Genomic DNA, 22,007 nt, shown 5'->3' with positions numbered 1-22,007 from the left:
CTTATTTACGGTTGGCCAGCATGGCGGTCAGTTTTTCTGCCCAGGCTTTCGTTTCCGGTAAATCACATACCGGCTGGCTGTAGTGCCCACGGTTATCCGGCGCAACCGGCGTGGTCGCATCAATAATTAACTTGTCGGTAATCCCCGCCGGACTGGAACCCGGATCAAGCTCCAGCACCGACATATTCGGCAATTGCACCAGATCGCCCGCCGGATTGACCTTCGAAGACAGCGCCCACATCACCTGCGGCAGGTTGAACGGATCTACATCCTCATCAACCATAATCACCATTTTCACGTAACCCAGGCCATGCGGCGTCGTCATTGCGCGCAGCCCCACCGCGCGGGCAAAGCCACCGTAGCGTTTTTTGGTGGAGATAATCGCCAGCAAACCGTGGGTATACATGGCATTCACCGCCTGCACTTCCGGGAATTCGGCTTTCAACTGTTGATAAAGCGGTACGCAGGTTGCCGGCCCCATCAGGTAGTCAATCTCCGTCCACGGCATCCCCAGATACAGCGATTCAAAAATAGGTTTGGTGCGATAAGAGACTTTATCGATACGCACGACCGTCATATTACGTCCACCGGAATAGTGCCCGGTAAACTCGCCAAACGGCCCTTCGATTTCACGCTTACGACCTTCAATGACCCCTTCGAGGATCACTTCTGAACCCCATGGCACGTCAAAGCCGGTGAGCGGCGCGGTAGCGATCGGATACGGGCTTTCACGCAGTGCTCCCGCCATTTCGTATTCCGACTGATCGTACTTCAGCGGCGTGGCCCCCATCAGGGTGATGATCGGATCGTTACCCAGCGTGATGGCAATCGGCAGATCTTCACCACGCTCTTCGGCTTTATGCAGGTGCAGCGCGATATCGTGCATCGGCACCGGCTGCAGGCCAAGCTTGCGTTTACCCTTCACTTCCATACGATAAATGCCGACGTTCTGTTTGCCAAAGTTGTCCGGATCCAGCGGATCGCGCGACACCACGCAGGCTTTATCAAGATAGAAACCGCCGTCGCCATCGTTCAGGCGAAACAGCGGCAGAATATCAAACAGGTTGATCTCATCACCATCAACACAGTTTTCAGCCCACGCCGGATTGGCGCGACGCTCCGGCGTAACCGGAAATTTATCCCAACGGCGAATAAACTCATCAATCTGTTTTTTCACTGGGGTATTTGGCGGCAGGCCTAAAGAGATGGCGTGATTCTGCCACGAACCAATAGTGTTCATCGCCACACGGGCGTCGGTAAAACCACGAATATTGTCAAACCACAGCGCTGGCGCACCGTCACCAATGCGTCCGGTCGCATTGGCTGCCGCAGCCAGATCCGGCTCGGCGTTAACTTCTTCACTGATTTTCAGCAATTGTCCCTGGTCGTCCAGCGCTTGTAAAAAGCTGCGCAAATCATCAAATGCCATTATTCATTCTCCTGTGAAAAATTCTGCGCCTGCCGTAAACCCTGCCAGCGACGGGCGTTGGGGTGTTCCAGACCAAACTGATCGAGCACACGCGCAACGATATGCTGAGTGATGTCATCGACCGTTTGCGGGTGGTTGTAATACGCGAGCATGGGCGGGACCATCGCCACGCCCATGCGGGAAAGCGCGAGCATGTTTTCCAGATGAATAGTGCTAAGCGGCATTTCACGCGGAACCAGCACCAGCTTGCGCCCTTCTTTCAGCACCACATCGGCAGCGCGCCCCACCAGCCCTTCCGCGTAGCCTGCACGAATACCGGCCAGGGTTTTCATACTGCAGGGGATAATGATCATGCCGTCAGTGCGAAACGATCCAGAGGAGATGGTCGCCGCCTGGTCCGCCGGGTTGTGGCAAAAATCGGCCAACGCAGACACATCGCGGACGCTGTACGGCGTTTCCAGTTCAATAGTGGTTTTGGCCCACTTTGACAGCACCAGATGGGTTTCCACCTCGGGCATTTCTCGCAGTGCCTGCAATAGCGACACACCAAGGGGAGCGCCGGTTGCCCCGGTCATTCCGACAATTAGTCTCATTTAGCCTCTCAATTTTTGTTCGTATACGAACATTTTGATTAAAATACTCTCACATAACATTTCGGGCAAGGTCATCGAGCACAGATCGCTAAAGCCGCAATTGTTAAAAAAAGATGCGTAACCCGCTATGATAGAGACTGACAGGAATTCCGGAGCGCTCATGCCGTTACGAAATAAAGCATTTCACCTTTTACGTCAGCTCTTCCAGCAGCATACATCCCGCTGGCAACATGAATTACCGGACCTGACCAAACCACAGTATGCGGTAATGCGCGCCATTGCTGAACGTCCCGGCATTGAGCAGGTTGACCTGACCGAAGCCGCAGTCTGTACCAAGGCAACCCTTGCGGAAATGCTGAGCCGAATGGAAAAACGGGAGCTGGTCAGGCGTGAACATGACCCGGCAGATAAGCGTCGACGGTTTGTTTATTTGACCGCGCAAGGAGAAGCGTTACTGGCCAGCGCAACTCCGTTAGGCGATAGCGTGGATGATGAGTTTCTGGGGCGATTATCTGATGCAGAACGTGAGCAGTTCACACGTCTGGTGCGTAAGATGATGAACTAATCTGCCGGATGGCGACATAAATGTCTTATCCGGCCAACAAAGTCCAGCTCCCCGTAGGCCTGATAAACGCAGTGCCATCAGGCAACAAACATAGAAAAAGGCCAGTCCCAATGAGACTGGCCTTTCTTGATAGAACTTGTGCTTACTCGCGGAATAACGCTTCGATATTCAGTCCCTGAGTCTGCAGGATTTCACGCAGACGACGCAGACCTTCAACCTGAATCTGGCGAACACGTTCACGGGTGAGACCAATTTCACGGCCCACATCTTCCAGTGTCGCAGCTTCGTACCCCAGCAGACCAAAACGACGTGCCAGCACTTCACGCTGTTTGGCGTTCAGTTCGAACAGCCATTTGACGATGCTCTGTTTCATATCATCGTCTTGCGTGGTGTCTTCCGGGCCGTTTTCTTTTTCATCGGCCAGAATATCCAGCAACGCTTTTTCGGAATCGCCACCCAGCGGGGTGTCTACCGAGGTAATACGCTCGTTGAGTCGGAGCATACGGCTGACGTCATCAACCGGTTTATCCAGTTGTTCAGCAATCTCTTCTGCGCTCGGTTCGTGGTCCAGTTTATGCGACAACTCACGCGCGGTACGCAGATAGACGTTCAGCTCTTTTACAATATGAATCGGCAGTCGGATCGTACGGGTTTGGTTCATAATCGCCCGTTCGATCGTCTGGCGGATCCACCAGGTTGCGTATGTTGAGAAGCGGAACCCGCGTTCCGGGTCAAACTTCTCGACTGCACGGATCAGTCCCAGATTGCCCTCTTCAATCAGGTCCAGCAATGCCAGACCACGATTGCCATAACGACGAGCAATTTTCACCACCAGACGCAGGTTACTTTCAATCATGCGACGGCGAGAAGCGACATCCCCACGCAGTGCGCGACGCGCAAAATAAACTTCTTCTTCGGCTGTTAACAGTGGTGAATAACCAATCTCACCAAGGTAAAGCTGAGTCGCGTCCAACACACGCTGTGTGGCCCCCTGCGATAACAGCTCTTCTTCAGCCAGGTCGTTATCACTGGGTTCCTCTTCACTCAAGGCTTTTTCATCAAAAGCCTCTACTCCGTTCTCATCAAATTCCGCATCTTCATTTAAATCATGAACTTTCAGCGTATTCTGACTCATAAAGGTGGCTCCTACCCGTGATCCCTAACGGAACTAGCACGTGAAAGCCTGGTTCCGCCGAATTATCGCTGCGGTAAATAGCGCAGCGGGTTTACGGATTTCCCCTTGTAACGAATTTCAAAATGCAAGCGTGTTGAACTGGTTCCGGTGCTACCCATGGTAGCTATTTTCTGCCCCGCCTTGATTTCTTGTTGTTCCCGGACCAGCATTGTATCGTTATGGGCGTAGGCACTCAGGTAATCATCGTTATGTTTGATGATAATAAGATTACCGTAACCGCGCAGTGCGTTACCGGCATATACGACGCGTCCATCTGCGGTCGCGACAATAGCCTGTCCTTTACTGCCTGCAATATCGATCCCTTTATTGCCACCTTCAGTAGCCGCGAAGTTTTCGATTACTTTGCCGTCAGTCGGCCAGCGCCAGGTAGAGATTGGCGAGCTGGTTGACGTTGAGCTTGCAGTTGATTCGGTTGCGCTAACTGCTGGAGCCGTTACAGGCGCTGTGACAACGGTCCCAGCAGGCTTGTTGTTCGGCAACATTTTATTAGCACTTTGTTCACCTGAATCCTCAGAATACGTAATTGTTGGTTTCGAAGCAACAGCAACGGTGGAATTTTGTGCAGAGTTGGTCACAACTCCTTGCTGTGCTGCATCCGCCTGGGTAATAGCATTACCACCAGTAATCGGTGTACCCGACGCGTTGCCCACTTGCAGAGTTTGACCGACATTCAGGCCATACGGGGCCGGAACGTTATTGCGTTGTGCGAGATCACGGAAATCGTTCCCGGTAATCCAGGCGATATAGAAAAGGGTATCGCCTTTCTTAACAGTATAGGTACTGCCGCCCGTATAGCTACCTTTCGGAATGTTCCCATACTTACGGTTGTACACAATACGACCGTTTTCCATCTGCACAGGCTGTTCCGCAACAGGCTGGATCTGTGTTGACTGTGTGGTCGGACGCTGCACCGGCTGGATCTGTGGCGTTTGCTGTACTGTCGACGTCGAGCCCATTTTTGGTGGAGGCGTAATCAGCATGCCGGAATTGGTGTTCGTTGATGCACCGCCATCAACGGAACTGACCGGTGCAGGTGGATTCGAGGTATTTGAACAACCTGCCAGCCATAATGAAACCAGTGACAATGCCGCAATGCGGCGAACGGTAAATTTGTGGCTTCCCGCGCTCATTTATCCCCCAGGAAAATTTGGTTAAAACCAGTGACGTAATCACCGTGCAAGGCATCGGACTGGGCACTGGAAACGTGACCACGATACGCTTACTAATTCCAGAATATCCAGGAAAACTCCAGGTATTCAGAGCCAGTATCTACGCAAGCTCCCCTTTTACTAAGGGAACGAAACGTACGGCCTCCACGGTATCGATAATAAATTCGCCTCCCCGACGACGCACCCGTTTCAGAAACTGGTGCTCGTCGCCCACGGGTAAGACGAGAATACCGCCTTCATCCAACTGCATCATTAGCGCAGTTGGAATCTCAGGCGGCGCTGCCGTAACAATGATAGCGTCAAACGGGGCTCGCGCTTGCCAGCCCTGCCATCCATCACCATGACGGGTAGAAACATTATGTAAATCAAGCTGTTTAAGTCGACGACGCGCCTGCCACTGCAAACCTTTAATGCGCTCAACAGAGCACACATGATGCACCAGGTGCGCCAGAATCGCCGTTTGGTAGCCAGAGCCGGTACCAATTTCCAGCACCCGGGACTGCGGCGTTAACTCAAGCAGCTCGGTCATCCGCGCAACCATATAGGGCTGCGAAATCGTCTGCCCCTGACCAATCGGCAGAGCAATATTGTCCCAGGCCTTATGTTCAAACGCCTCATCAATGAATTTTTCACGCGGCACGGCGGCAAGTGCATCGAGAACAAGCTCATCTCTGATGCCCTGCGCACGTAATTGTTCAAGAAGAGTGTGTACGCGTCTGCTTACCATTGCGTGTCGGCTCCCACGCTGTCTAACCAGTCAGAAACAACTTCATGCGCACCATATGCGGTTAAATCGACATGCAGCGGCGTAATGGAAACATAGCCTTCATCGACGGCGGCAAAATCTGTATCCGGTCCGGCGTCGCACTTTTCGCCCGGCGGCCCGATCCAGTACAGCGTATTACCGCGCGGGTCCTGCTGTGGTATCACCTGATCCGCAGGATGGCGGCTACCGCAGCGGGTGACGCGGATACCTTTAATCTGATCCAGCGGTAAATCCGGCACGTTGATATTCAAAATGCGCCCGGTGCGCAGCGGTTCGCGACTCAGCGCCCGTAAGATACGGCAGGTTACTGCGGCAGCAGTATCGTAGTGTTTATGCCCATCAAGTGAGACCGCCAGCGCAGGAAAGCCCAGGTGACGACCTTCCATCGCCGCCGCAACGGTACCGGAATAGATAACATCATCGCCCAGATTAGGACCTGCGTTAATACCAGACACGACAATGTCCGGACGCGGACGCATTAATGCGTTCACGCCCAGATAGACGCAATCGGTAGGTGTACCCATTTGTACGGCGATATCACCGTTATCATAGGTGAACGTGCGAAGTGAGGATTCCAGCGTCAGCGAGTTAGACGCGCCACTGCGGTTACGATCCGGGGCAACCACCTGTACGTCAGCAAACTCACGCAGCGCTTTCGCCAGCGTTTGTATACCGGGTGCGTGGACCCCATCATCGTTACTCAGCAATATACGCATAATCACCCATTGTGTTAATAAGTTCCCTTACAACACTGGTGGCGAAGCTACCTGCCGGTAGCCAGAAACGTAACTCAACGGTTACGTCATCCCACCAGTTCCAGCTTAATTGTTGTGGATACAGCAACATAGCACGACGCGATGCGTCGACTTTCTCGCGCAACAACAGCGACTGCAGCGCGGTTTCATCAGCAATAGCGGCTTCTTCAAACGCCAGTGCGTCGCGCTGAGTTCCCCACTCACCGCTGCCCGGTAATGCTGCTGTAATCATCAATTCTTTATCATCGACGCGACGCTGTAATTCGGTTTGTTCTTCCTGCGTGGCGACAAACCAACTTCCGCGTCCCGACAATTGTAGCGCATCGCCGTCAACAACTTGATTAAAGTCTGTTTTTTTCAAGCGTTCACTGACTATCTGATTAAACAACGCACTACGGGCCGCCGACAACCAAAAACTGCGCTTATTGCGATCGCGCACCGGCGCATCGCTTTGCGCCCAACGCAGCGCCCCTTGCAGGTTGCTGCCGCCAATACCAAAACGCTGAGCGCCAAAATAGTTCGGTACGCCGCGCTCGCTAATCGCCTGCAAACGCGCTTCAACGTCATTTCGCTGGCTCACTTCACGCAGCACCAGCGTAAATTCGTTACCTTTCAGCGCCCCTAAACGCAGCTTACGCTTGTGGCGCGCGTACTCCAGCACTTTACAGCCTTCGAGTTCAAATTTGCTTAAATCAGGCATTGCATTGCCCGGCACGCGCGCGCACAGCCACTGTTCCGTGACTGCATGCTTGTCTTTCTGGCCAGCAAAGCTCACTTCACGGGCGTGAATTTTCAGGAACTTCGCCAGCGCGTCAGCCACAAAACGGGTATTACAGCCGTTTTTCAGGATACGCACCAAAATGTGCTCACCTTCGCCATCCGGTTCGAAGCCTAAATCTTCGACGACGACAAAGTCTTCCGGATTCGCTTTCAGAACGCCATGGCCTTGTGGTTTGCCATGGAGATACGTCAGATCTTCAAACGCAGTCATTTTGTTGCCTTAATGAGTAACGCCACCGCTTCACAGGCAATCCCTTCCCCACGCCCGGTAAAACCGAGTTTTTCCGTGGTGGTCGCTTTCACGTTAACATCATCCATATGGCAGCCGAGATCTTCGGCAATAAACACGCGCATTTGCGGAATGTGCGGCAGCATCTTCGGCGCCTGAGCAATAATCGTCACATCCACATTACCAAGCGTATAGCCTTTGGCCTGAATACGCCGCCAGGCTTCACGCAATAATTCACGACTATCTGCACCTTTAAAGGCCGGGTCGGTGTCCGGGAAGAGTTTACCGATATCCCCCAGCGCAGCCGCGCCCAGCAGAGCATCGGTTAACGCGTGTAACGCCACGTCGCCATCAGAATGCGCCAGCAATCCTTTTTCATACGGGATGCGCACACCACCAATGATAATTGGGCCAACTCCGCCAAAAGCGTGTACGTCGAAACCGTGTCCAATTCGCATTATGCCTTCTCCTGATATACACAACATCCTCCAGGCAACCTGAAGAATGATGTATCTAGATAGTTCGGGTCAGATAAAATTCCGCCAGCGCCAGGTCTTCCGGGCGGGTGACTTTAATGTTGTCAGCGCGTCCTTCGACCAGCAGCGGATGAAAACCGCAATATTCCAGCGCCGAGGCTTCGTCCGTAATGGTTGCGCCTTCGTTTAGCGCACGGGTCAGACAGTCATGCAACAGCTCGCGAGGGAAAAACTGCGGCGTCAACGCATGCCATAAATCGGTGCGATCGACCGTATGGGCGATGTCTGTTCGGCCCGGCTCCGCGCGTTTCATCGTGTCGCGCACCGGCGCAGCAAGGATCCCGCCGATGCGGCTGGTTTCACTTATTGCCAGCAAACGAGATAAATCTTCCTGATGCAGACACGGACGCGCGGCATCATGCACCAGAACCCAACTGGCCTCACCTGCGGCTTGCAAACCAGCAAGGACAGAATCGGCACGCTCGTTGCCACCATCCACCACGGTAATTTGCGGGTGCGCTGCGAGTGGAAGTTGGGCAAAGCGACTGTCGCCTGGGCTAATAGCGATGACGACTCGCGTCACCCGGGGATGAGCCAGCAGCGCATCAACCGAGTGTTCGAGAATGGTTTTATTGCCAATAGAGAGGTACTGCTTAGGACACTCTGTTTGCATTCGGCGGCCAAACCCGGCAGCCGGCACCACGGCGCAAACGTCCATTAAAGTGGCTGCCATGTTAAATCCCTGGACGGTTTATCGATTGTTTTGCCCTGCAGTCTGAGCGCGTTTAGACGCGTCAGGCACCAGACGATAAAAGGTTTCGCCTGGCTTAGTCATACTGAGTTCGTTACGCGCGCGCTCTTCGATAGCCTCTTGCCCGCCATTGAGATCGTCAATTTCGGCAAAAAGCTGATCGTTACGCGCTTTCAGTTTCGCGTTTGTAGCTTGCTGCGCCGCAACATCATCGTTGACGCGACTATAGTCATGTATGCCGTTCTTACCGAACCACAGCGAATACTGTAGCCAGACTAATAAAGCCAGCAACAGCAACGTAAGTTTACCCATCCTGCCCCCTGAAAAACGGCATCAACATCCCATAAACTCCGCTGACAACTTTACATCAACGGACGGGAATGCCGCGACAACGCGGGCAAATGTACCACATTTGCCCGTTGTTACGTATACCCCATGTAAGGAGAACATAATCTCATTGTTGGTTACGGTTTGAATTATGGCCAGACAGTGAACAACAGCGGAGATCGCGTGAAAGGACGTATGCCTAACCCAGTAGCCACAGGAACAGTGCGCCAAACATTGCGCCAACCACCAGCAGGGTACAGGCAATACTCAGCAGCAATCTCCCCTTCAATAGCGAATGCAGGGCAATACCCGCGACAATCGCCACGGGCAACAACGCAAGGAAAAAGGGCCAGGTATAGAGGAAGAAAAACAGTGTGTTAGGGCCATACATCAGACACGGGAATCCCAGCGCCAGCAACCACGCGACAAAACCGACCACGGCTCCTGGGAGTGACCAGGTAGTTTCGTCGTCGGCGGCGAAGGTATCTGACTCTGTAATAGTAATGTTATGGCTGTTACGCATATCTAATCCTGTGACCGTGACTGACCGGGCGTGCAAGCTCGGGTGTCTCAGGATCTGATAATATCTTCCTGCCTCAGCAGGTCTAATAATTGAGGAACCAAATTTGTTACCAATTGTTCACCATCAAGATGAATCTCTGGCGATTCAGGCGCTTCGTAAACCGAGTCAATTCCGGTGAAATTGCGCAACTCTCCCGCACGCGCTTTTTTATACAGCCCTTTTGGATCGCGAGCTTCGCACGTTGCTAATGGCGTATCGACAAAAACCTCAATAAAACGCCCTTCACCCACGCGCTCGCGAACCATTTTTCGCTCGGCGCGATGTGGAGAGATAAACGCAGTCAACACCACCAGGCCGGCGTCTACCATTAGGTTAGCCACTTCACCAACCCGACGAATATTCTCCTTACGATCGGCATCGCTAAACCCAAGATCGCTGCACAGACCGTGACGCACGTTATCGCCATCCAGCAGATAGGTGCTCACCCCTAGCTTATGCAGCGCCTCTTCCAGCGCCCCTGCTACCGTGGATTTACCGGAACCTGACAGCCCGGTAAACCACAGCACAACACCACGATGACCGTGGCGTTGTTCCCGCTGTTGCGGTGTAACAGGATGGGCATGCCAGACGACGTTTTCGTCATGCAGCGCCATTATTTTCCTCCCAGCAGATCGCGCGCACCCCAGTGTGGGAAGTGGCGACGCACCAGTGCATTAAGCTCCAGCTCAAACGCGCTGAACTGAGAAGCTGTGGCAAGCTCCTGGACGATTGGCTCACGCACCAGTCCCGCGCCAACGGTAACGTTAGTCAGGCGGTCAATGATAATCAGCCCGCCCGTAACCGGATTCTGCTGATAGGTATCCAGCACCAGCGGCTCATCAAAAGTCAGATTAACCAGACCGATGCCGTTCAGCGGCAGCGCTTCAACGTCACGTTGGGTCAGGTTGTTTATATCGACCTGATACTGCACGCTATCAACGCGTGCGCGGGTCTTCTTGCCTGCGACTTTTATGTCGTAGCTCTGCCCGGGCGACAACGGTTGTTCCGCCATCCACACCACATCAACTGCAGCGCTTTGTACTGTCGGCAGCGTTTCACCGGCATCAAGCAGCAGGTCGCCCCGGCTGATATCGATCTCATCTTTCAGCACCAGGGTGATCGCTTCACCCGCATGCGCTTCCTGTAAATCGCCATCAAAGGTTACGATCCGCGCCACGCTCGACTCCACGCCGGACGGCAACACTTTGACGCGCTGTCCAACCTTCACGCTACCGGAGGCCAGCGTTCCGGCATAACCACGGAAATCCAGATTCGGTCGGTTCACATACTGCACCGGGAAGCGCATCGGCTGAGTATCAACAATGCGCTGGATCTCAACGGTTTCCAGCACTTCCAGCAGCGTCGGACCGCTGTACCACGGCATACTGGCGCTTTGCGAAGCCACGTTATCGCCTTCCAGCGCAGAGAGCGGCACAAACCGGATATCCAGGTTGCCCGGCAGTTGTTCAGCAAAAGTAAGATAGTCTTCGCGAATGCGGTTAAATGTCTCTTCGCTAAAGTCCACCAGATCCATTTTGTTGATCGCCACCACCAGGTGTTTGATCCCAAGCAGCGTGGAGATAAAGCTATGACGACGAGTCTGATCCAGCACGCCTTTACGCGCATCGATCAATAGGATCGCCAGGTCGCAGGTCGACGCACCGGTCGCCATGTTACGGGTGTACTGCTCATGCCCGGGAGTGTCCGCAATAATAAATTTACGCTTCTCGGTAGAGAAATAACGATACGCCACGTCGATGGTGATACCTTGCTCACGCTCGGCCTGCAAGCCGTCAACCAATAACGCCAGATCAAGCTTTTCGCCCTGAGTGCCGTGACGTTTACTGTCATTGTGCAGCGATGAAAGCTGGTCTTCATAAATCTGACGCGTGTCGTGCAGCAGGCGGCCAATCAGGGTACTTTTCCCATCATCCACGCTACCGCAGGTTAAAAAGCGCAGCAGACTTTTGTGTTGCTGGGCAACCATCCAGGCTTCAACGCCGCCTTCATTAGCAATTTGTTGTGCAAGTGTCGTATTCATGGCGGCTCCTTAGAAATACCCCTGACGTTTCTTCAGCTCCATGGAGCCCGCCTGGTCGCGGTCAATCACGCGGCCCTGACGTTCACTGGTGGTTGAAACCAGCATCTCTTCGATGATTTCCGGCAGCGTCTGCGCATTCGACTCCACCGCGCCTGTCAGCGGCCAGCAACCGAGCGTACGGAAACGCACCATGCGTTTTTTAATCACTTCACCGGGTTGCAGATCGATTCTGTCGTCATCAATCATCATCAGCATGCCGTCGCGTTCCAGCACCGGACGCTCCGCCGCCAGATACAGCGGCACGATATCGATATTTTCCAGCCAGATGTACTGCCAGATATCCTGTTCAGTCCAGTTAGAGAGCGGGAAGACGCGAATACTTTCGCCTTTGTTAATCTGCCCGTTGTAGTTGTGCCACAGCTCCGGGCGCTGATTTTTAGGATCCCAGCGATGAAAACGATCGCGGAAAGAGTAAATACGCTCTTTGGCACGCGATTTCTCTTCGTCACGACGAGCACCGCCAAACGCGGCATCGAAACCGTATTTATTCAGTGCCTGCTTCAGCCCTTCAGTTTTCATAATGTCGGTATGCTTGGCGCTACCGTGGACAAACGGGTTGATACCCATCGCCACCCCTTCCGGGTTTTTATGCACCAGCAGTTCGCAGCCGTAGGCTTTCGCCGTGCGGTCACGAAACTCGTACATTTCGCTGAATTTCCAGCCGGTATCAACGTGCAGCAATGGGAACGGCAGCGTGCCCGGATAAAACGCTTTACGCGCCAGATGCAGCATTACGCTGGAATCTTTGCCGATGGAATACATCATCACCGGATTAGAAAACTCGGCGGCCACCTCACGAATGATATGGATGCTTTCCGCTTCCAGTTGCCGCAGGTGGGTAAGTCGTTTTTGATCCATAACCGTTCCTATGTAATGCCGTTATTTTGCTAACGATGCTCAGATAACCTGACTATAGGGAGGGCAAGAGGGCGAATGAAATTACGAATTGGAATGAGTAGTTCCTCAAAGGAATAACGATCCGGAAAAGCAAATATCAAAAAGTGCTTAAGCTACCGGAATTCGGGCATTTAGGAGCAAATGAAATTGTTTTACCTCGATCACGGTTTCATACTAGCGGCTGAAAATTTCTGCTTGGTATTTAAGGACTCATCATGTTTCTCGCATTGCGCCACCTTCTTGCAGCCATGGCGCTCGGCGCGTGCTTCATCCTTCCCGCACAGGCAACATCTTCGAAGCCCGGAGATATCGCAAATACCCAGGCTCGATATATCGCAACGTTTTTCCCAGGCCGCGTGACGGGATCTCCGGCAGAAATGTTGTCTGCTGATTATATACGTCAACAATTTCAGCAGATGGGTTATAGCAGCGATATTCGGACGTTTAATAGCCGTTATGTTTATACCGCCAAAGATAACCGTAAAAACTGGCATAACGTAACGGGAAGCACCGTTATTGCTGCACATGAAGGCAAAGCGCCGCAGCAGATTATTATTATGGCGCACCTCGACACCTACGCCGCACAAAGCGACGCCGACTCCGATGCCAATCTGGGTGGATTAACCCTGCAAGGTATCGATGACAACGCCGCAGGTGTTGGCGTAATGCTGGAACTGGCGGAAAAACTCAAAAACGTGCCGACGCAGTACGGTATTCGATTTATCGCCACCAGCGGCGAGGAAGAAGGCAAACTGGGCGCGGAGAACATCCTGAAGCGAATGAGCGCCGCCGAGAAGAAAAACACGCTGCTGGTTATCAACCTCGATAACCTGATCGTCGGCGATAAGCTCTATTTCAATAGCGGTAAGAAAACCCCGGAAGCGGTGCGAAAACTGACGCGCGACCGGGCACTGGCTATCGCGCACAGCCGCAGTATCGTTGCCAGCACCAATCCAGGTCTGAACAAAGACTATCCGAAAGGCACTGGATGTTGTAACGATGCAGAGGTCTTCGACAACGCGGGGATTGCCGTTCTTTCAGTTGAAGCGACCAACTGGAACCTGGGCAAGAAAGATGGCTATCAACAGCGCGCCAAAAGCGCCTCATTCCCGGCAGGCAACAGCTGGCACGATGTGCGACTGGATAACCAGCAGCACATTGATAAAGCGTTACCAGGCCGGATAGAGCACCGTAGCCGCGACGTGGTACGCATTATGCTGCCACTGGTAAAAGAACTGGCAAAAGCGGGTAAATCCTGAAGAAGTGGTCCGGTAGGATGTAAATCTTACCGGACCATTTTCCTGTTACCCTTCGTGCAGTCCGCACTCACGCTTCAATCCGAAGAAGCGCGTCTCTTCTTCCGCCATACCCGGCTCCCATTTGCGGGTGGTGTGGGTATCGCCTACCGACAGATAGCCCTGATCCCACAACGGATGGTATTTCAAACCGTGTTTTTGCAGATACTGGTAAACCGTACGGTTATCCCAGTCGATGATTGGGAGAACTTTAAACACGCCGCGCTGGATAGCCAGCACCGGCAAATGCGCACGACTGCCCGATTGCTCTCGACGCAGACCGGCAAACCAGGTTTGCGCGTTCAGCTCCTGCAGCGCCCGGTTCATCGGCTCGACCTTGTTGATGTCATTGTATTTTTCAATGCCTTCAACGCCCTGCTCCCACAGTTTGCCGTAGCGTGCTTCCTGCCAGGCCGCACTTTCCTTTGCCCGGTAGACTTGCAGATTAAGCTTAAGCTTGTCCGTTAACTCATCAATAAACTGATAGGTTTCCGGGAACAGGTAGCCAGTATCGGTGAGGATCACCGGGATATCCGGGCGAATCTGATTTACCAGATGCAGGCTCACTGCCGCCTGGATACCAAAACTTGATGACAGTACATATTCACCAGGCAGGTTTTCCAGCGCCCACGCTACGCGATCCTCGGCGCTCAGTTTTTCCAGCTGGGCGTTGGTTTCGGCCAGCGCTAATACGCGATCCACTTTTGGCAGTTCGTTCAACGCGTTGAGATCGAGTTTGGACATAAGTTCCTCACTGTTTGCCTTGCCTGATGGCGCTGCGCTTATCAGGCCTACCGATTCAGCAGACCCGATAAGTCAATTTCACATTATTCCCAGAAATCCCGGGCGGGATCGAGCACCGGGCGAATAATGCCCGCACGCACCGTAAAGTCACCGAAGCCTTCACCCGCTTCGCGCTCTTTCGCCCAGCGCCCAATCAGTTCATCCAGCGATGCCAGAATTTCCGGCTCGGTGATGTTCTCTTTAAACATCCGGGGAATACGGGTTCCGATACGGTTGCCCCCTAAATGGAGGTTGTAACGCCCAGGAGCTTTACCCACCAGACCAACTTCCGCCAGCATCGCACGACCACAACCGTTCGGGCAGCCGGTCACACGCATGACAATGTTTTCATCACTCAGGCTGTGCTTCGCCATCAGCGTGTCGATGTTGTCGATAAACGTTGGCAGGAAGCGCTCAGCTTCCGCCATCGCCAGCGGACAGGTCGGGAACGACACGCAGGCCATCGAGTTTTCACGCTGCGGAGTGACCGCGTTCATTAAGCCACTCTTCTGCGCAATCTTCTCTATCTTCGCCTTTTCACTCTCAGGAACACCGGCAATGATCAGATTCTGGTTCGCGGTAATGCGGAACTCACCTTTGTGGATCTTCGCGATCTCAAGCAGACCGGTTTTCAGCGGTCGGCCCAGATAATCGAGGATTCGTCCGTTTTCAATAAACAACGTCAGATGCCATTTATTGTCGATCCCTTTCACCCAGCCGATACGATCGCCGCGACCGGTGAACTCGTACGGACGGATCGGCTCAAATTTGATCCCCGCCCGGCGCTCAACTTCAGCTTTAAAGGTCTCAACGCCTACGCGTTCCAGCGTGTATTTGGTTTTCGCGTTTTTACGATCGGTACGGTTACCCCAGTCACGCTGCGTGGTCACCACAGCCTCCGCCACGGCCAGCGTATGCTCAAGCGGCAGATAACCAAACTCGCTTGCCGTACGGGCATAGGTTTTCTTGTTGCCGTGCTCAATCGATAAACCACCGCCCACCAGCAGGTTAAAGCCCACCAGCTTGCCGTTTTCCGCAATCGCCACGAAGTTCATGTCGTTGGCGTGCAGATCGATGTCATTCTGCGGTGGGATCACGACCGTGGTTTTAAACTTACGCGGCAGATAGGTTTGACCGAGGATCGGCTCTTCGTCGGTGGTCGCGACTTTTTCCTGATCGAGCCAGATCTCTGCATAGGCGCGGGTGCGCGGCAACAGGTGCTCAGAAATTTTCTTCGCCCATTCATAGGCTTCGGCATGCAGCTCAGATTCATACGGATTCGAGGTGCACAGCACGTTACGGTTCATGTCGTTGGCGGTCGCCAGAGCGTCAAGCCCGACTGAATGCAGCATCTGGTGTACCGGCTTAACATTCTTCTTCAGAATGCCGTGAAACTGGAAGGTCTGACGGTTGGTCAGACGAATGCTGCCGTATATGGTGTTGTCATGGGCGAACTTGTCGATCGCCTGCCACTGTTTGGTGGTGATCACCCCACCCGGCAGACGACAGCGCAGCAGCATCGCGTGACGTGGCTCCAGCTTTTGCTCGGCACGTTCGGCGCGGATATCGCGGTCGTCCTGCTGGTACATACCGTGAAAACGGATCAGCAGGAAGTTGTCGCCTTTAAACCCGCCGGTCAGGCCGTCGTTTAAATCTTCGGCAATGGTACCGCGCAGATAGTTGCTTTCCAGCTTCATACGCTCAGCGTCGGACAGTTTGCCTTCGACCACCAATGGTCCTGGATGTTTTTCGCTCATTAGTAGACATCTCGCTGATAACGGCGCTCAATGCGCAGCTCACTTAAAAATTCATCCGCCGCTTCGATATCCATACCACCGAATTCGGCAATCACTTCCAACAACGCCCGCTCAACGTCTTTCGCCATGCGATTGGCGTCGCCGCAGACATAAATGTGCGCACCGTCGTTAATCCAGCGCCACAGTTCCGCGCCCTGTTGGCGCAGTTTATCTTGTACGTAGACTTTTTCTTTTTGATCGCGGGACCAGGCGAGATCGATACGGCTCAGTACGCCCTCTTTGACGTAACGCTGCCATTCCACCTGATACAGGAAATCTTCGGTAAAGTGTGGGTTACCAAAAAACAGCCAGTTTTTGCCTTCGGCTCCGTCAGCCGCACGTTGCTGCATGAATGCACGGAACGGCGCAATCCCCGTACCCGGTCCAATCATAATTACCGGCGTTTGCGGATTCGCCGGCAGACGGAAGTTGTCGTTGTGTTCAATGAACACGCGAACTTCACCTTCTTCTTCCACGCGGTCGGCGAGGAAACTGGAAGCACCACCAGCACGGGCGCGACCTTCTATCTCATAACGCACCACGCCCACGGTGACGTGCACTTCGCTTTCCACTTCCGCCTGGGAAGAAGCAATGGAGTACAAACGCGGCGTCAGCGGACGCAGCAGTTCAACTAACGCCTGAGCATCCAGTTGTGCCGGAGAGAAGCGCACCATATCGACGATGGGCGTGGTTGCGGCGTAATGCTGCAACTGTGCTTTGTCACCGACTAACGGCAGCAAAGTTTCGCTGCGGGTTAAGGTGGCATAGTTCTCTACGATATTGCCGGTGTTAACCGTCAGCTCGAAATGCCACTGCAACGCTTCAGCGAGCGACAGGGTTTTGCCTTCAACCGTGACCGGCTCATCACCTTTCAGCCACAGCAGTTCAACCAGTTCTTTAACCAGAGCCGGGTCATTCTGATACCAGACGCCCAGCGCATCGCCCGGCTGATAACGCAGGCCAGAATCGCCTAAATCAATTTCAATATGGCGCACGTCTTTTTCAGAGTCGCGGCCGGTAATTTTCTGATTCACCGCAAGCGACGCCGTCAGCGGCGCTTCTTTGGTGTATGGGCTGGTGTGTACTTCATTTACTGCACCGCTCGCGGCAACTTGCACAGACGGTGCCGCAGGCGCACGCGCTTTCAGGACATCAACCAGACGAGCACGCCACTGCGTGGCGGCGGCCTGGTATTCGACGTCGGCATCTACACGATCGAGCAGACGTTCACCGCCCAGCTCAGCCAGTTTCGCATCGAAGTCTTTTCCTGCCTGGCAGAAAAACTCATAAGAGGTATCGCCAAGACCAAATACGGCAAAAGCGGTGTTATCAAGCTTCGGCGCTTTTTTCGATAACAGGAATTTATGCAACGCCACGGCTTCTTCCGCCGGTTCACCTTCCCCTTGCGTCGACGCCACCACGATCAGCAGTTTTTCATTGGCGATTTGTTTGAATTTATAGTCGCCAGCGTTGATGAGAGTGACGTTGAGCTTCGCGGCGATCAGATCATCGCGCAGGGCTTCCGCCACACGACGCGCATTACCAGTTTGCGAGGCGGAGATAAGCGTAATGCCAGGCATTTCAGCGACAGGCGCAGTCGCCACCACATTGCTGCCAGGCTGCTGATTCAGCACGCCCCAAAAATAGCCAGAAACCCACGCAAGCTGTGCGGGAGTGAAATCGGTCGTGGCCGCCTGAAGGCGTGCCAGTTGCTCCGGGTTTAGCGGTAGCAAAGCGGAAGGTGGGGCCTGTGTCGTCATGCGTTGTCATGTTCCAGTAAGCAAAGCGGATTTCAGCAATAAAACCCAAACTGAAGATAAGGTTAACGGCGGGGATAGTAACAATTAAAGAAGGGATGGAAATAACAAATAACCAAATGGACTAACCTGTTTTAGTTATAGTTATTAACAGCAAAACAGATTACATAAACATTTGATATATAAATAGTTATTGAACATTATCTTTATGAATGGATTGTTCTGATACTCTGCGCCCTTTTAACTAATGATAAAATTTGCTCTTTACGGTACCCTACCGCGGTTTTTCGCATTCTTGAGAGTAAAAAATGTCCACCACCTTGTTTAAAGATTTCACCTTCGAAGCCGCTCACCACCTGCCGCATGTACCGGAAGGGCATAAGTGTGGCCGTCTGCATGGTCACTCATTTATGGTGCGTCTTGAAATTACCGGTGAAGTCGATCCGCATACCGGTTGGATCATGGATTTTGCTGAGTTAAAAGCCGCGTTTAAGCCGACTTACGACAGACTCGATCACTACTATTTGAACGATATTCCTGGCTTAGAAAATCCAACCAGCGAAGTGCTGGCCAAATGGATTTGGGATCAGGTTAAACCTGTGGTCCCTCTGCTGAGTGCTGTAATGGTGAAAGAAACCTGCACAGCGGGCTGCGTTTATCGCGGCGAGTGATTTTAGGCTTGCCGGATGGCAACGCATCTTCTCCGGCCTGCATTGAGCAATAAACTATGGCCGGGTAAGCGAAACGCCCCCGGCAAAGTTATCAGGCAATATTCAGATACTTATGGGTCTGCATCGACAGACGCCAGTTACGCGCAATACAGGTATCAATGCACAAACGCGTCGCATCTTCTTTCTGGCTGATTGGCTGTAAGGCGATGATTCGCGGTTTGTCGTCACTTAACGTCGCCAGCAGTTCATCCAGTGCTTCAATATCGCGGACACGGCCAACCGGATGCTTGATTTCATTCGCGCGCTCCAGCGCCTGTGACAGCACATCATAGCCACCGCGCATATTCACCTTCGGCGATACGGTCACCCAGGTATTCGGCGTACAGCGTACTTCGTGCGTGCCGCTGGTCTCAATCTGGCAGCTAAAACCGTTCTTTTCCAGCAGGTCAGTCAGCGGCATCAGGTCATGAATGCAGGGCTCACCACCGGTGATCACCACGTGACGGGCGGTATAGCCCTGACGCGAAATGACCGCCAGCAGATCTTCGCTGCTCGCAGCACCCCATTTATCGCTTTCTTTGGTCTTGGCCAGGATGCTGTACAGGGAGACTTCCCGATCCTCAAGCTTATCCCAGGTGTGTTTGGTATCGCACCAGGCACAGCCAACCGGGCATCCCTGTAAACGAATAAAAATGGCGGGGACGCCGGTAAAGTAACCCTCACCTTGCAGGGTCTGGAACATCTCGTTAATCGGGTACTGCATAGCGCTCTCAATATGGGGATAAACGATAATTATCGCAGATCCCCGCCAAAGTATCATGCCCCATCGATGCTTTACGAGGCGATCGCTGCGACAAAGCGTGCCGTTATCTGCTGCGGACGGGTGATAGCCCCACCAACCACCACGGTATGGGCGCCTAATGCCAGGCATCGTGCAGCACGTTCCGGAGTATCGACGTTTCCTTCTGCCACAACCGGTACGCTAACTGCAGCCAACACATCACGTAAAAAACCGCAGTCGTTTTCCGCCAGCACATGCCCGGCAGTGTCAGCGGTATAACCGTAGAGCGTAGTGCCCACACAGTCAAAACCCAGGCGCTCAGCGGTCACCGCTTCGTCTACGGTGGCAATATCCGCCATCAGCAGTACGGACGGATAGCGAGCGCGGATCTGCGTGACCAGTTCTTCCAGCGTTTGCCCACCGGGGCGCGGGCGCGCTGTCGCATCCAGAGCAATAATTTCCGGCTCAACGGTCATCAGTTCATCGACTTCCTGTAAAGTGGCCGTGATAAACACATCGCTACCCGGATAATCACGCTTGATAATCCCAATCACCGGCAGGGAGACGCTCTCTTTGATCGCGCGAATGTCCACCACGCTGTTTGCACGAATACCTACCGCACCGCCCTGCGCTGCCGCCAGCGCCATACGTGACATAATAAACGGGCTGTGCAGGGGCTCATTTTCCAGCGCCTGACAGGAAACAATTAATTTACCTTTCAGGGAATCCAGTACAGTTTTCATTACGATAAGATCTCTTCGACTTCGTTTTTAATGATGGTGACATGCGGACCATAAATCACCTGAACACCGTTACCGCGAATAATTACGCCACGGGCTCCGGTCGCTTTCAGCGCCGCTTCATCGACCTTGCTGCTCTCTTTCACCGTCACGCGCAGGCGTGTGGCACAACAATCCACCTCTTCCAGATTCTCTTTGCCTCCCAGCCCGGCGATCACTGCCGCTGCTCGCTCACTTTGCGGCAGGCCGGATTCAGTCGGCGCTGCGTTTTCACGACCTGGTGTCAACCAGTTAAAGCGGTTAATCAAATAGCGGAAGGTGAAGTAGTAAAGGAAGAACCACGGGATCCCCACCATGGGGACGTACATCCAGTTGGTTTTAGCTTCCCCCTGTAGCACGCCGAAAAGGAGGAAATCGATAAGCCCACCCGAAAAGGTTTGCCCGATGGTGATATGTAAAATATGCGCCATCATAAACGCCAGCCCATCGAAGAAGGCGTGAATGACGTATAACACGGGTGCGACAAACAGGAAGGAGAACTCGATAGGCTCAGTGATGCCTGTCAGGAAAGAGGTCAGGGCCGCTGACAACAGCAGACCAGCGACAAGTTTTCTGTTCTCAGGCTTGGCGGTGTGGTACATCGCCAGACATGCGCCAAGCAGGCCAAACATCATGGTGATGAAGCGCCCGGACATAAAGCGCGAGGTGCCCGCATAGAACTGCTGCGTATTCGGATCGGCAAGTTGCGCGAAGAAAATACGCTGCGTACCTTCAACTAACTGGCCGTTGACGATTTCACTACCGCCAAGCGCTGTCGTCCAGAACGGCAAATAAAAGATATGGTGTAAACCCAGTGGGCCAAGCATACGCAGGATGAAGCCGTACAACAGCGTCCCCAGATAGCCTGTCGCATCCACCAGACCACCCAGTCCAAAAATGAGTTTCTGGAAATGCGGCCAAACCACCGTCATGACGGCACCCACGACAATCGCGGCAAGGGAGCTAATAATCGGTACAAAGCGCGAACCGCTGAAGAAACCAAGGAACTGAGGTAATGAGACTTTATTGAAACGGCTATGCAGCGCGCAGGTGACAAGCCCAATCACCACCCCACCGAACACACCCGTTTCCAGTGTCTGAATACCCAGCGTCATCCCCTGGCCTACGGCACCGGGATTCTCGTGTGCCAGCGTTCCGTTGAGCGTCAATAAAGCGTTGATGGTGGCGTTCATCACCAGAAATGCCAGCAATGCCGCAAGCCCGGCGGTGCCTTTATCCGTTTTCGCCAGTCCCACTGCGACACCTACCGCAAAGAGCACCGACAGGTTGGCAAACACAATAGAACCTGCGCTGGTCATGATCGTGAAGATTGCCTGTAACCAGTCAACGTCCAAAAACGGATAAGCAGTCAATGTGTTTGGATTCGACAGCGCGCCGCCAATCCCTAACAACAGCCCCGCAGCGGGCAGTACCGCAATCGGCAGCATGAACGATTTGCCGAACCGCTGTGCCTTTTCGAACCATGCGCCCGATGAAGCGCCGCTAAACATTTGCATCATTTTTTCATCTCCCCGATTAATGATGAAAAT

Annotated in this window: 23 protein-coding genes; 3 read left to right on the top strand and 20 right to left on the bottom strand. The window is 53.4% G+C overall.

The window, feature by feature from the left end; genetic code table 11:
* Nucleotide 1: 1 nt before the first annotated feature.
* On the bottom strand, nucleotides 2-1,429 hold the full coding sequence (locus OGY33_RS06100) for a non-oxidative hydroxyarylic acid decarboxylases subunit C (RefSeq protein ID WP_048215658.1): 1,428 nt from the start codon (nucleotides 1,427-1,429) through the stop codon (nucleotides 2-4).
* The gene (locus tag OGY33_RS06095; RefSeq protein ID WP_103014842.1) at nucleotides 1,429-2,022 is read right to left on the bottom strand and encodes a non-oxidative hydroxyarylic acid decarboxylases subunit B; all 594 of its coding nucleotides are present in this window, start codon (nucleotides 2,020-2,022) and stop codon (nucleotides 1,429-1,431) included. Before OGY33_RS06095 ends, OGY33_RS06100 begins: the two co-directional genes overlap by 1 nt.
* Before the next feature lie 160 nt (nucleotides 2,023-2,182).
* On the opposite strand from OGY33_RS06095, the gene OGY33_RS06090 reads away from it, so the two are divergent.
* A complete protein-coding gene (locus tag OGY33_RS06090) occupies nucleotides 2,183-2,587 on the top strand; it encodes a MarR family winged helix-turn-helix transcriptional regulator (RefSeq protein ID WP_079934204.1) in 405 nt (134 codons plus the stop codon).
* 142 nt (nucleotides 2,588-2,729) lie between these two features.
* Here OGY33_RS06090 and rpoS read toward each other — a convergent pair whose 3' ends face one another.
* From rpoS to cysD, 12 genes are all read right to left on the bottom strand, one after another.
* Nucleotides 2,730-3,722: an RNA polymerase sigma factor RpoS gene (gene rpoS / locus OGY33_RS06085; RefSeq protein ID WP_000081498.1), complete on the bottom strand. Its 993-nt coding sequence runs from the start codon at nucleotides 3,720-3,722 to the stop codon at nucleotides 2,730-2,732.
* Nucleotides 3,723-3,784: 62 nt separating this feature from the next.
* Nucleotides 3,785-4,867: a murein hydrolase activator NlpD gene (nlpD, locus tag OGY33_RS06080; RefSeq protein ID WP_239497883.1), complete on the bottom strand. Its 1,083-nt coding sequence runs from the start codon at nucleotides 4,865-4,867 to the stop codon at nucleotides 3,785-3,787.
* Between the two features lie 184 nt (nucleotides 4,868-5,051).
* Nucleotides 5,052-5,678 (bottom strand): protein-L-isoaspartate(D-aspartate) O-methyltransferase, encoded by a 627-nt coding sequence (locus tag OGY33_RS06075; protein WP_003034172.1) that lies wholly within the window; start codon nucleotides 5,676-5,678, stop codon nucleotides 5,052-5,054.
* On the bottom strand, nucleotides 5,672-6,433 hold the full coding sequence (surE, locus tag OGY33_RS06070) for a 5'/3'-nucleotidase SurE (RefSeq protein WP_003825728.1): 762 nt from the start codon (nucleotides 6,431-6,433) through the stop codon (nucleotides 5,672-5,674). Before surE ends, OGY33_RS06075 begins: the two co-directional genes overlap by 7 nt.
* Nucleotides 6,414-7,463 carry a tRNA pseudouridine(13) synthase TruD gene (gene truD / locus OGY33_RS06065; protein WP_048215656.1) on the bottom strand — a complete coding sequence of 350 codons (1,050 nt, stop codon included), beginning with the start codon at nucleotides 7,461-7,463 and terminating at the stop codon, nucleotides 6,414-6,416. Before truD ends, surE begins: the two co-directional genes overlap by 20 nt.
* A complete protein-coding gene (gene ispF / locus OGY33_RS06060; protein WP_003034167.1) occupies nucleotides 7,460-7,939 on the bottom strand; it encodes a 2-C-methyl-D-erythritol 2,4-cyclodiphosphate synthase in 480 nt (159 codons plus the stop codon). The genes truD and ispF overlap by 4 nt, the downstream gene beginning before the upstream one ends.
* Nucleotides 7,940-7,994: 55 nt before the next feature.
* Nucleotides 7,995-8,690, bottom strand: coding sequence for a 2-C-methyl-D-erythritol 4-phosphate cytidylyltransferase (gene ispD, locus OGY33_RS06055; RefSeq protein WP_003825722.1), 696 nt, complete (start codon nucleotides 8,688-8,690; stop codon nucleotides 7,995-7,997).
* An 18-nt stretch (nucleotides 8,691-8,708) separates the two neighbouring features.
* On the bottom strand, nucleotides 8,709-9,020 hold the full coding sequence (gene ftsB / locus OGY33_RS06050; RefSeq protein ID WP_003034163.1) for a cell division protein FtsB: 312 nt from the start codon (nucleotides 9,018-9,020) through the stop codon (nucleotides 8,709-8,711).
* A 214-nt stretch (nucleotides 9,021-9,234) separates the two neighbouring features.
* Nucleotides 9,235-9,558 carry a DUF3561 family protein gene (locus OGY33_RS06045; protein WP_020996298.1) on the bottom strand — a complete coding sequence of 108 codons (324 nt, stop codon included), beginning with the start codon at nucleotides 9,556-9,558 and terminating at the stop codon, nucleotides 9,235-9,237.
* A 47-nt stretch (nucleotides 9,559-9,605) separates the two neighbouring features.
* Nucleotides 9,606-10,211, bottom strand: coding sequence for an adenylyl-sulfate kinase (gene cysC, locus OGY33_RS06040; RefSeq protein ID WP_003034157.1), 606 nt, complete (start codon nucleotides 10,209-10,211; stop codon nucleotides 9,606-9,608).
* Nucleotides 10,211-11,638: a sulfate adenylyltransferase subunit CysN gene (cysN, locus tag OGY33_RS06035; protein ID WP_008785677.1), complete on the bottom strand. Its 1,428-nt coding sequence runs from the start codon at nucleotides 11,636-11,638 to the stop codon at nucleotides 10,211-10,213. The genes cysC and cysN overlap by 1 nt, the downstream gene beginning before the upstream one ends.
* 9 nt (nucleotides 11,639-11,647) lie before the next feature.
* Nucleotides 11,648-12,556, bottom strand: a complete 909-nt coding sequence (gene cysD, locus OGY33_RS06030; protein ID WP_003034152.1) for a sulfate adenylyltransferase subunit CysD — start codon at nucleotides 12,554-12,556, stop codon at nucleotides 11,648-11,650.
* A 254-nt stretch (nucleotides 12,557-12,810) separates the two neighbouring features.
* Between cysD and OGY33_RS06025 the strand changes: the two genes are divergently transcribed.
* Entirely contained in the window at nucleotides 12,811-13,854 is a 1,044-nt protein-coding gene (locus tag OGY33_RS06025) for an aminopeptidase (RefSeq protein ID WP_191238171.1), read from the top strand.
* 45 nt (nucleotides 13,855-13,899) lie between these two features.
* Here OGY33_RS06025 and cysH read toward each other — a convergent pair whose 3' ends face one another.
* From cysH to cysJ, 3 genes are all read right to left on the bottom strand, one after another.
* A complete protein-coding gene (gene cysH, locus OGY33_RS06020; protein WP_191238170.1) occupies nucleotides 13,900-14,634 on the bottom strand; it encodes a phosphoadenosine phosphosulfate reductase in 735 nt (244 codons plus the stop codon).
* 83 nt (nucleotides 14,635-14,717) lie between these two features.
* Nucleotides 14,718-16,430 carry an assimilatory sulfite reductase (NADPH) hemoprotein subunit gene (cysI, locus tag OGY33_RS06015; RefSeq protein WP_191238169.1) on the bottom strand — a complete coding sequence of 571 codons (1,713 nt, stop codon included), beginning with the start codon at nucleotides 16,428-16,430 and terminating at the stop codon, nucleotides 14,718-14,720.
* On the bottom strand, nucleotides 16,430-18,229 hold the full coding sequence (gene cysJ, locus OGY33_RS06010) for an NADPH-dependent assimilatory sulfite reductase flavoprotein subunit (protein ID WP_191238168.1): 1,800 nt from the start codon (nucleotides 18,227-18,229) through the stop codon (nucleotides 16,430-16,432). Before cysJ ends, cysI begins: the two co-directional genes overlap by 1 nt.
* 305 nt (nucleotides 18,230-18,534) lie before the next feature.
* Here cysJ and queD point away from each other — a divergent pair, with 305 nt between their 5' ends.
* A complete protein-coding gene (gene queD, locus OGY33_RS06005) occupies nucleotides 18,535-18,897 on the top strand; it encodes a 6-carboxytetrahydropterin synthase QueD (protein ID WP_003825707.1) in 363 nt (120 codons plus the stop codon).
* A gap of 91 nt (nucleotides 18,898-18,988) precedes the next feature.
* Here queD and queE read toward each other — a convergent pair whose 3' ends face one another.
* The 3 genes from queE to OGY33_RS05990 all read right to left on the bottom strand — a co-directional run bounded on the left by queE (nucleotide 18,989) and on the right by OGY33_RS05990 (nucleotide 21,977).
* Nucleotides 18,989-19,660, bottom strand: a complete 672-nt coding sequence (gene queE, locus OGY33_RS06000; RefSeq protein ID WP_003034139.1) for a 7-carboxy-7-deazaguanine synthase QueE — start codon at nucleotides 19,658-19,660, stop codon at nucleotides 18,989-18,991.
* 71 nt (nucleotides 19,661-19,731) lie between these two features.
* On the bottom strand, nucleotides 19,732-20,421 hold the full coding sequence (locus tag OGY33_RS05995; RefSeq protein WP_032944829.1) for an N-acetylmannosamine-6-phosphate 2-epimerase: 690 nt from the start codon (nucleotides 20,419-20,421) through the stop codon (nucleotides 19,732-19,734).
* The gene (locus OGY33_RS05990) at nucleotides 20,421-21,977 is read right to left on the bottom strand and encodes a maltose/glucose-specific PTS transporter subunit IIC (protein ID WP_003034134.1); all 1,557 of its coding nucleotides are present in this window, start codon (nucleotides 21,975-21,977) and stop codon (nucleotides 20,421-20,423) included. The genes OGY33_RS05995 and OGY33_RS05990 overlap by 1 nt, the downstream gene beginning before the upstream one ends.
* Between the last annotated feature and the right edge of the window lie 30 nt (nucleotides 21,978-22,007).

The organism is Citrobacter sp. Cpo032 (assembly GCF_030332975.1).
Classification (GTDB): Bacteria; Pseudomonadota; Gammaproteobacteria; order Enterobacterales; family Enterobacteriaceae; genus Citrobacter; species Citrobacter portucalensis.
The sequence above is the reverse complement of the archived record's forward strand: the minus strand, read 5'-3'. Positions and strand labels throughout refer to the sequence as shown.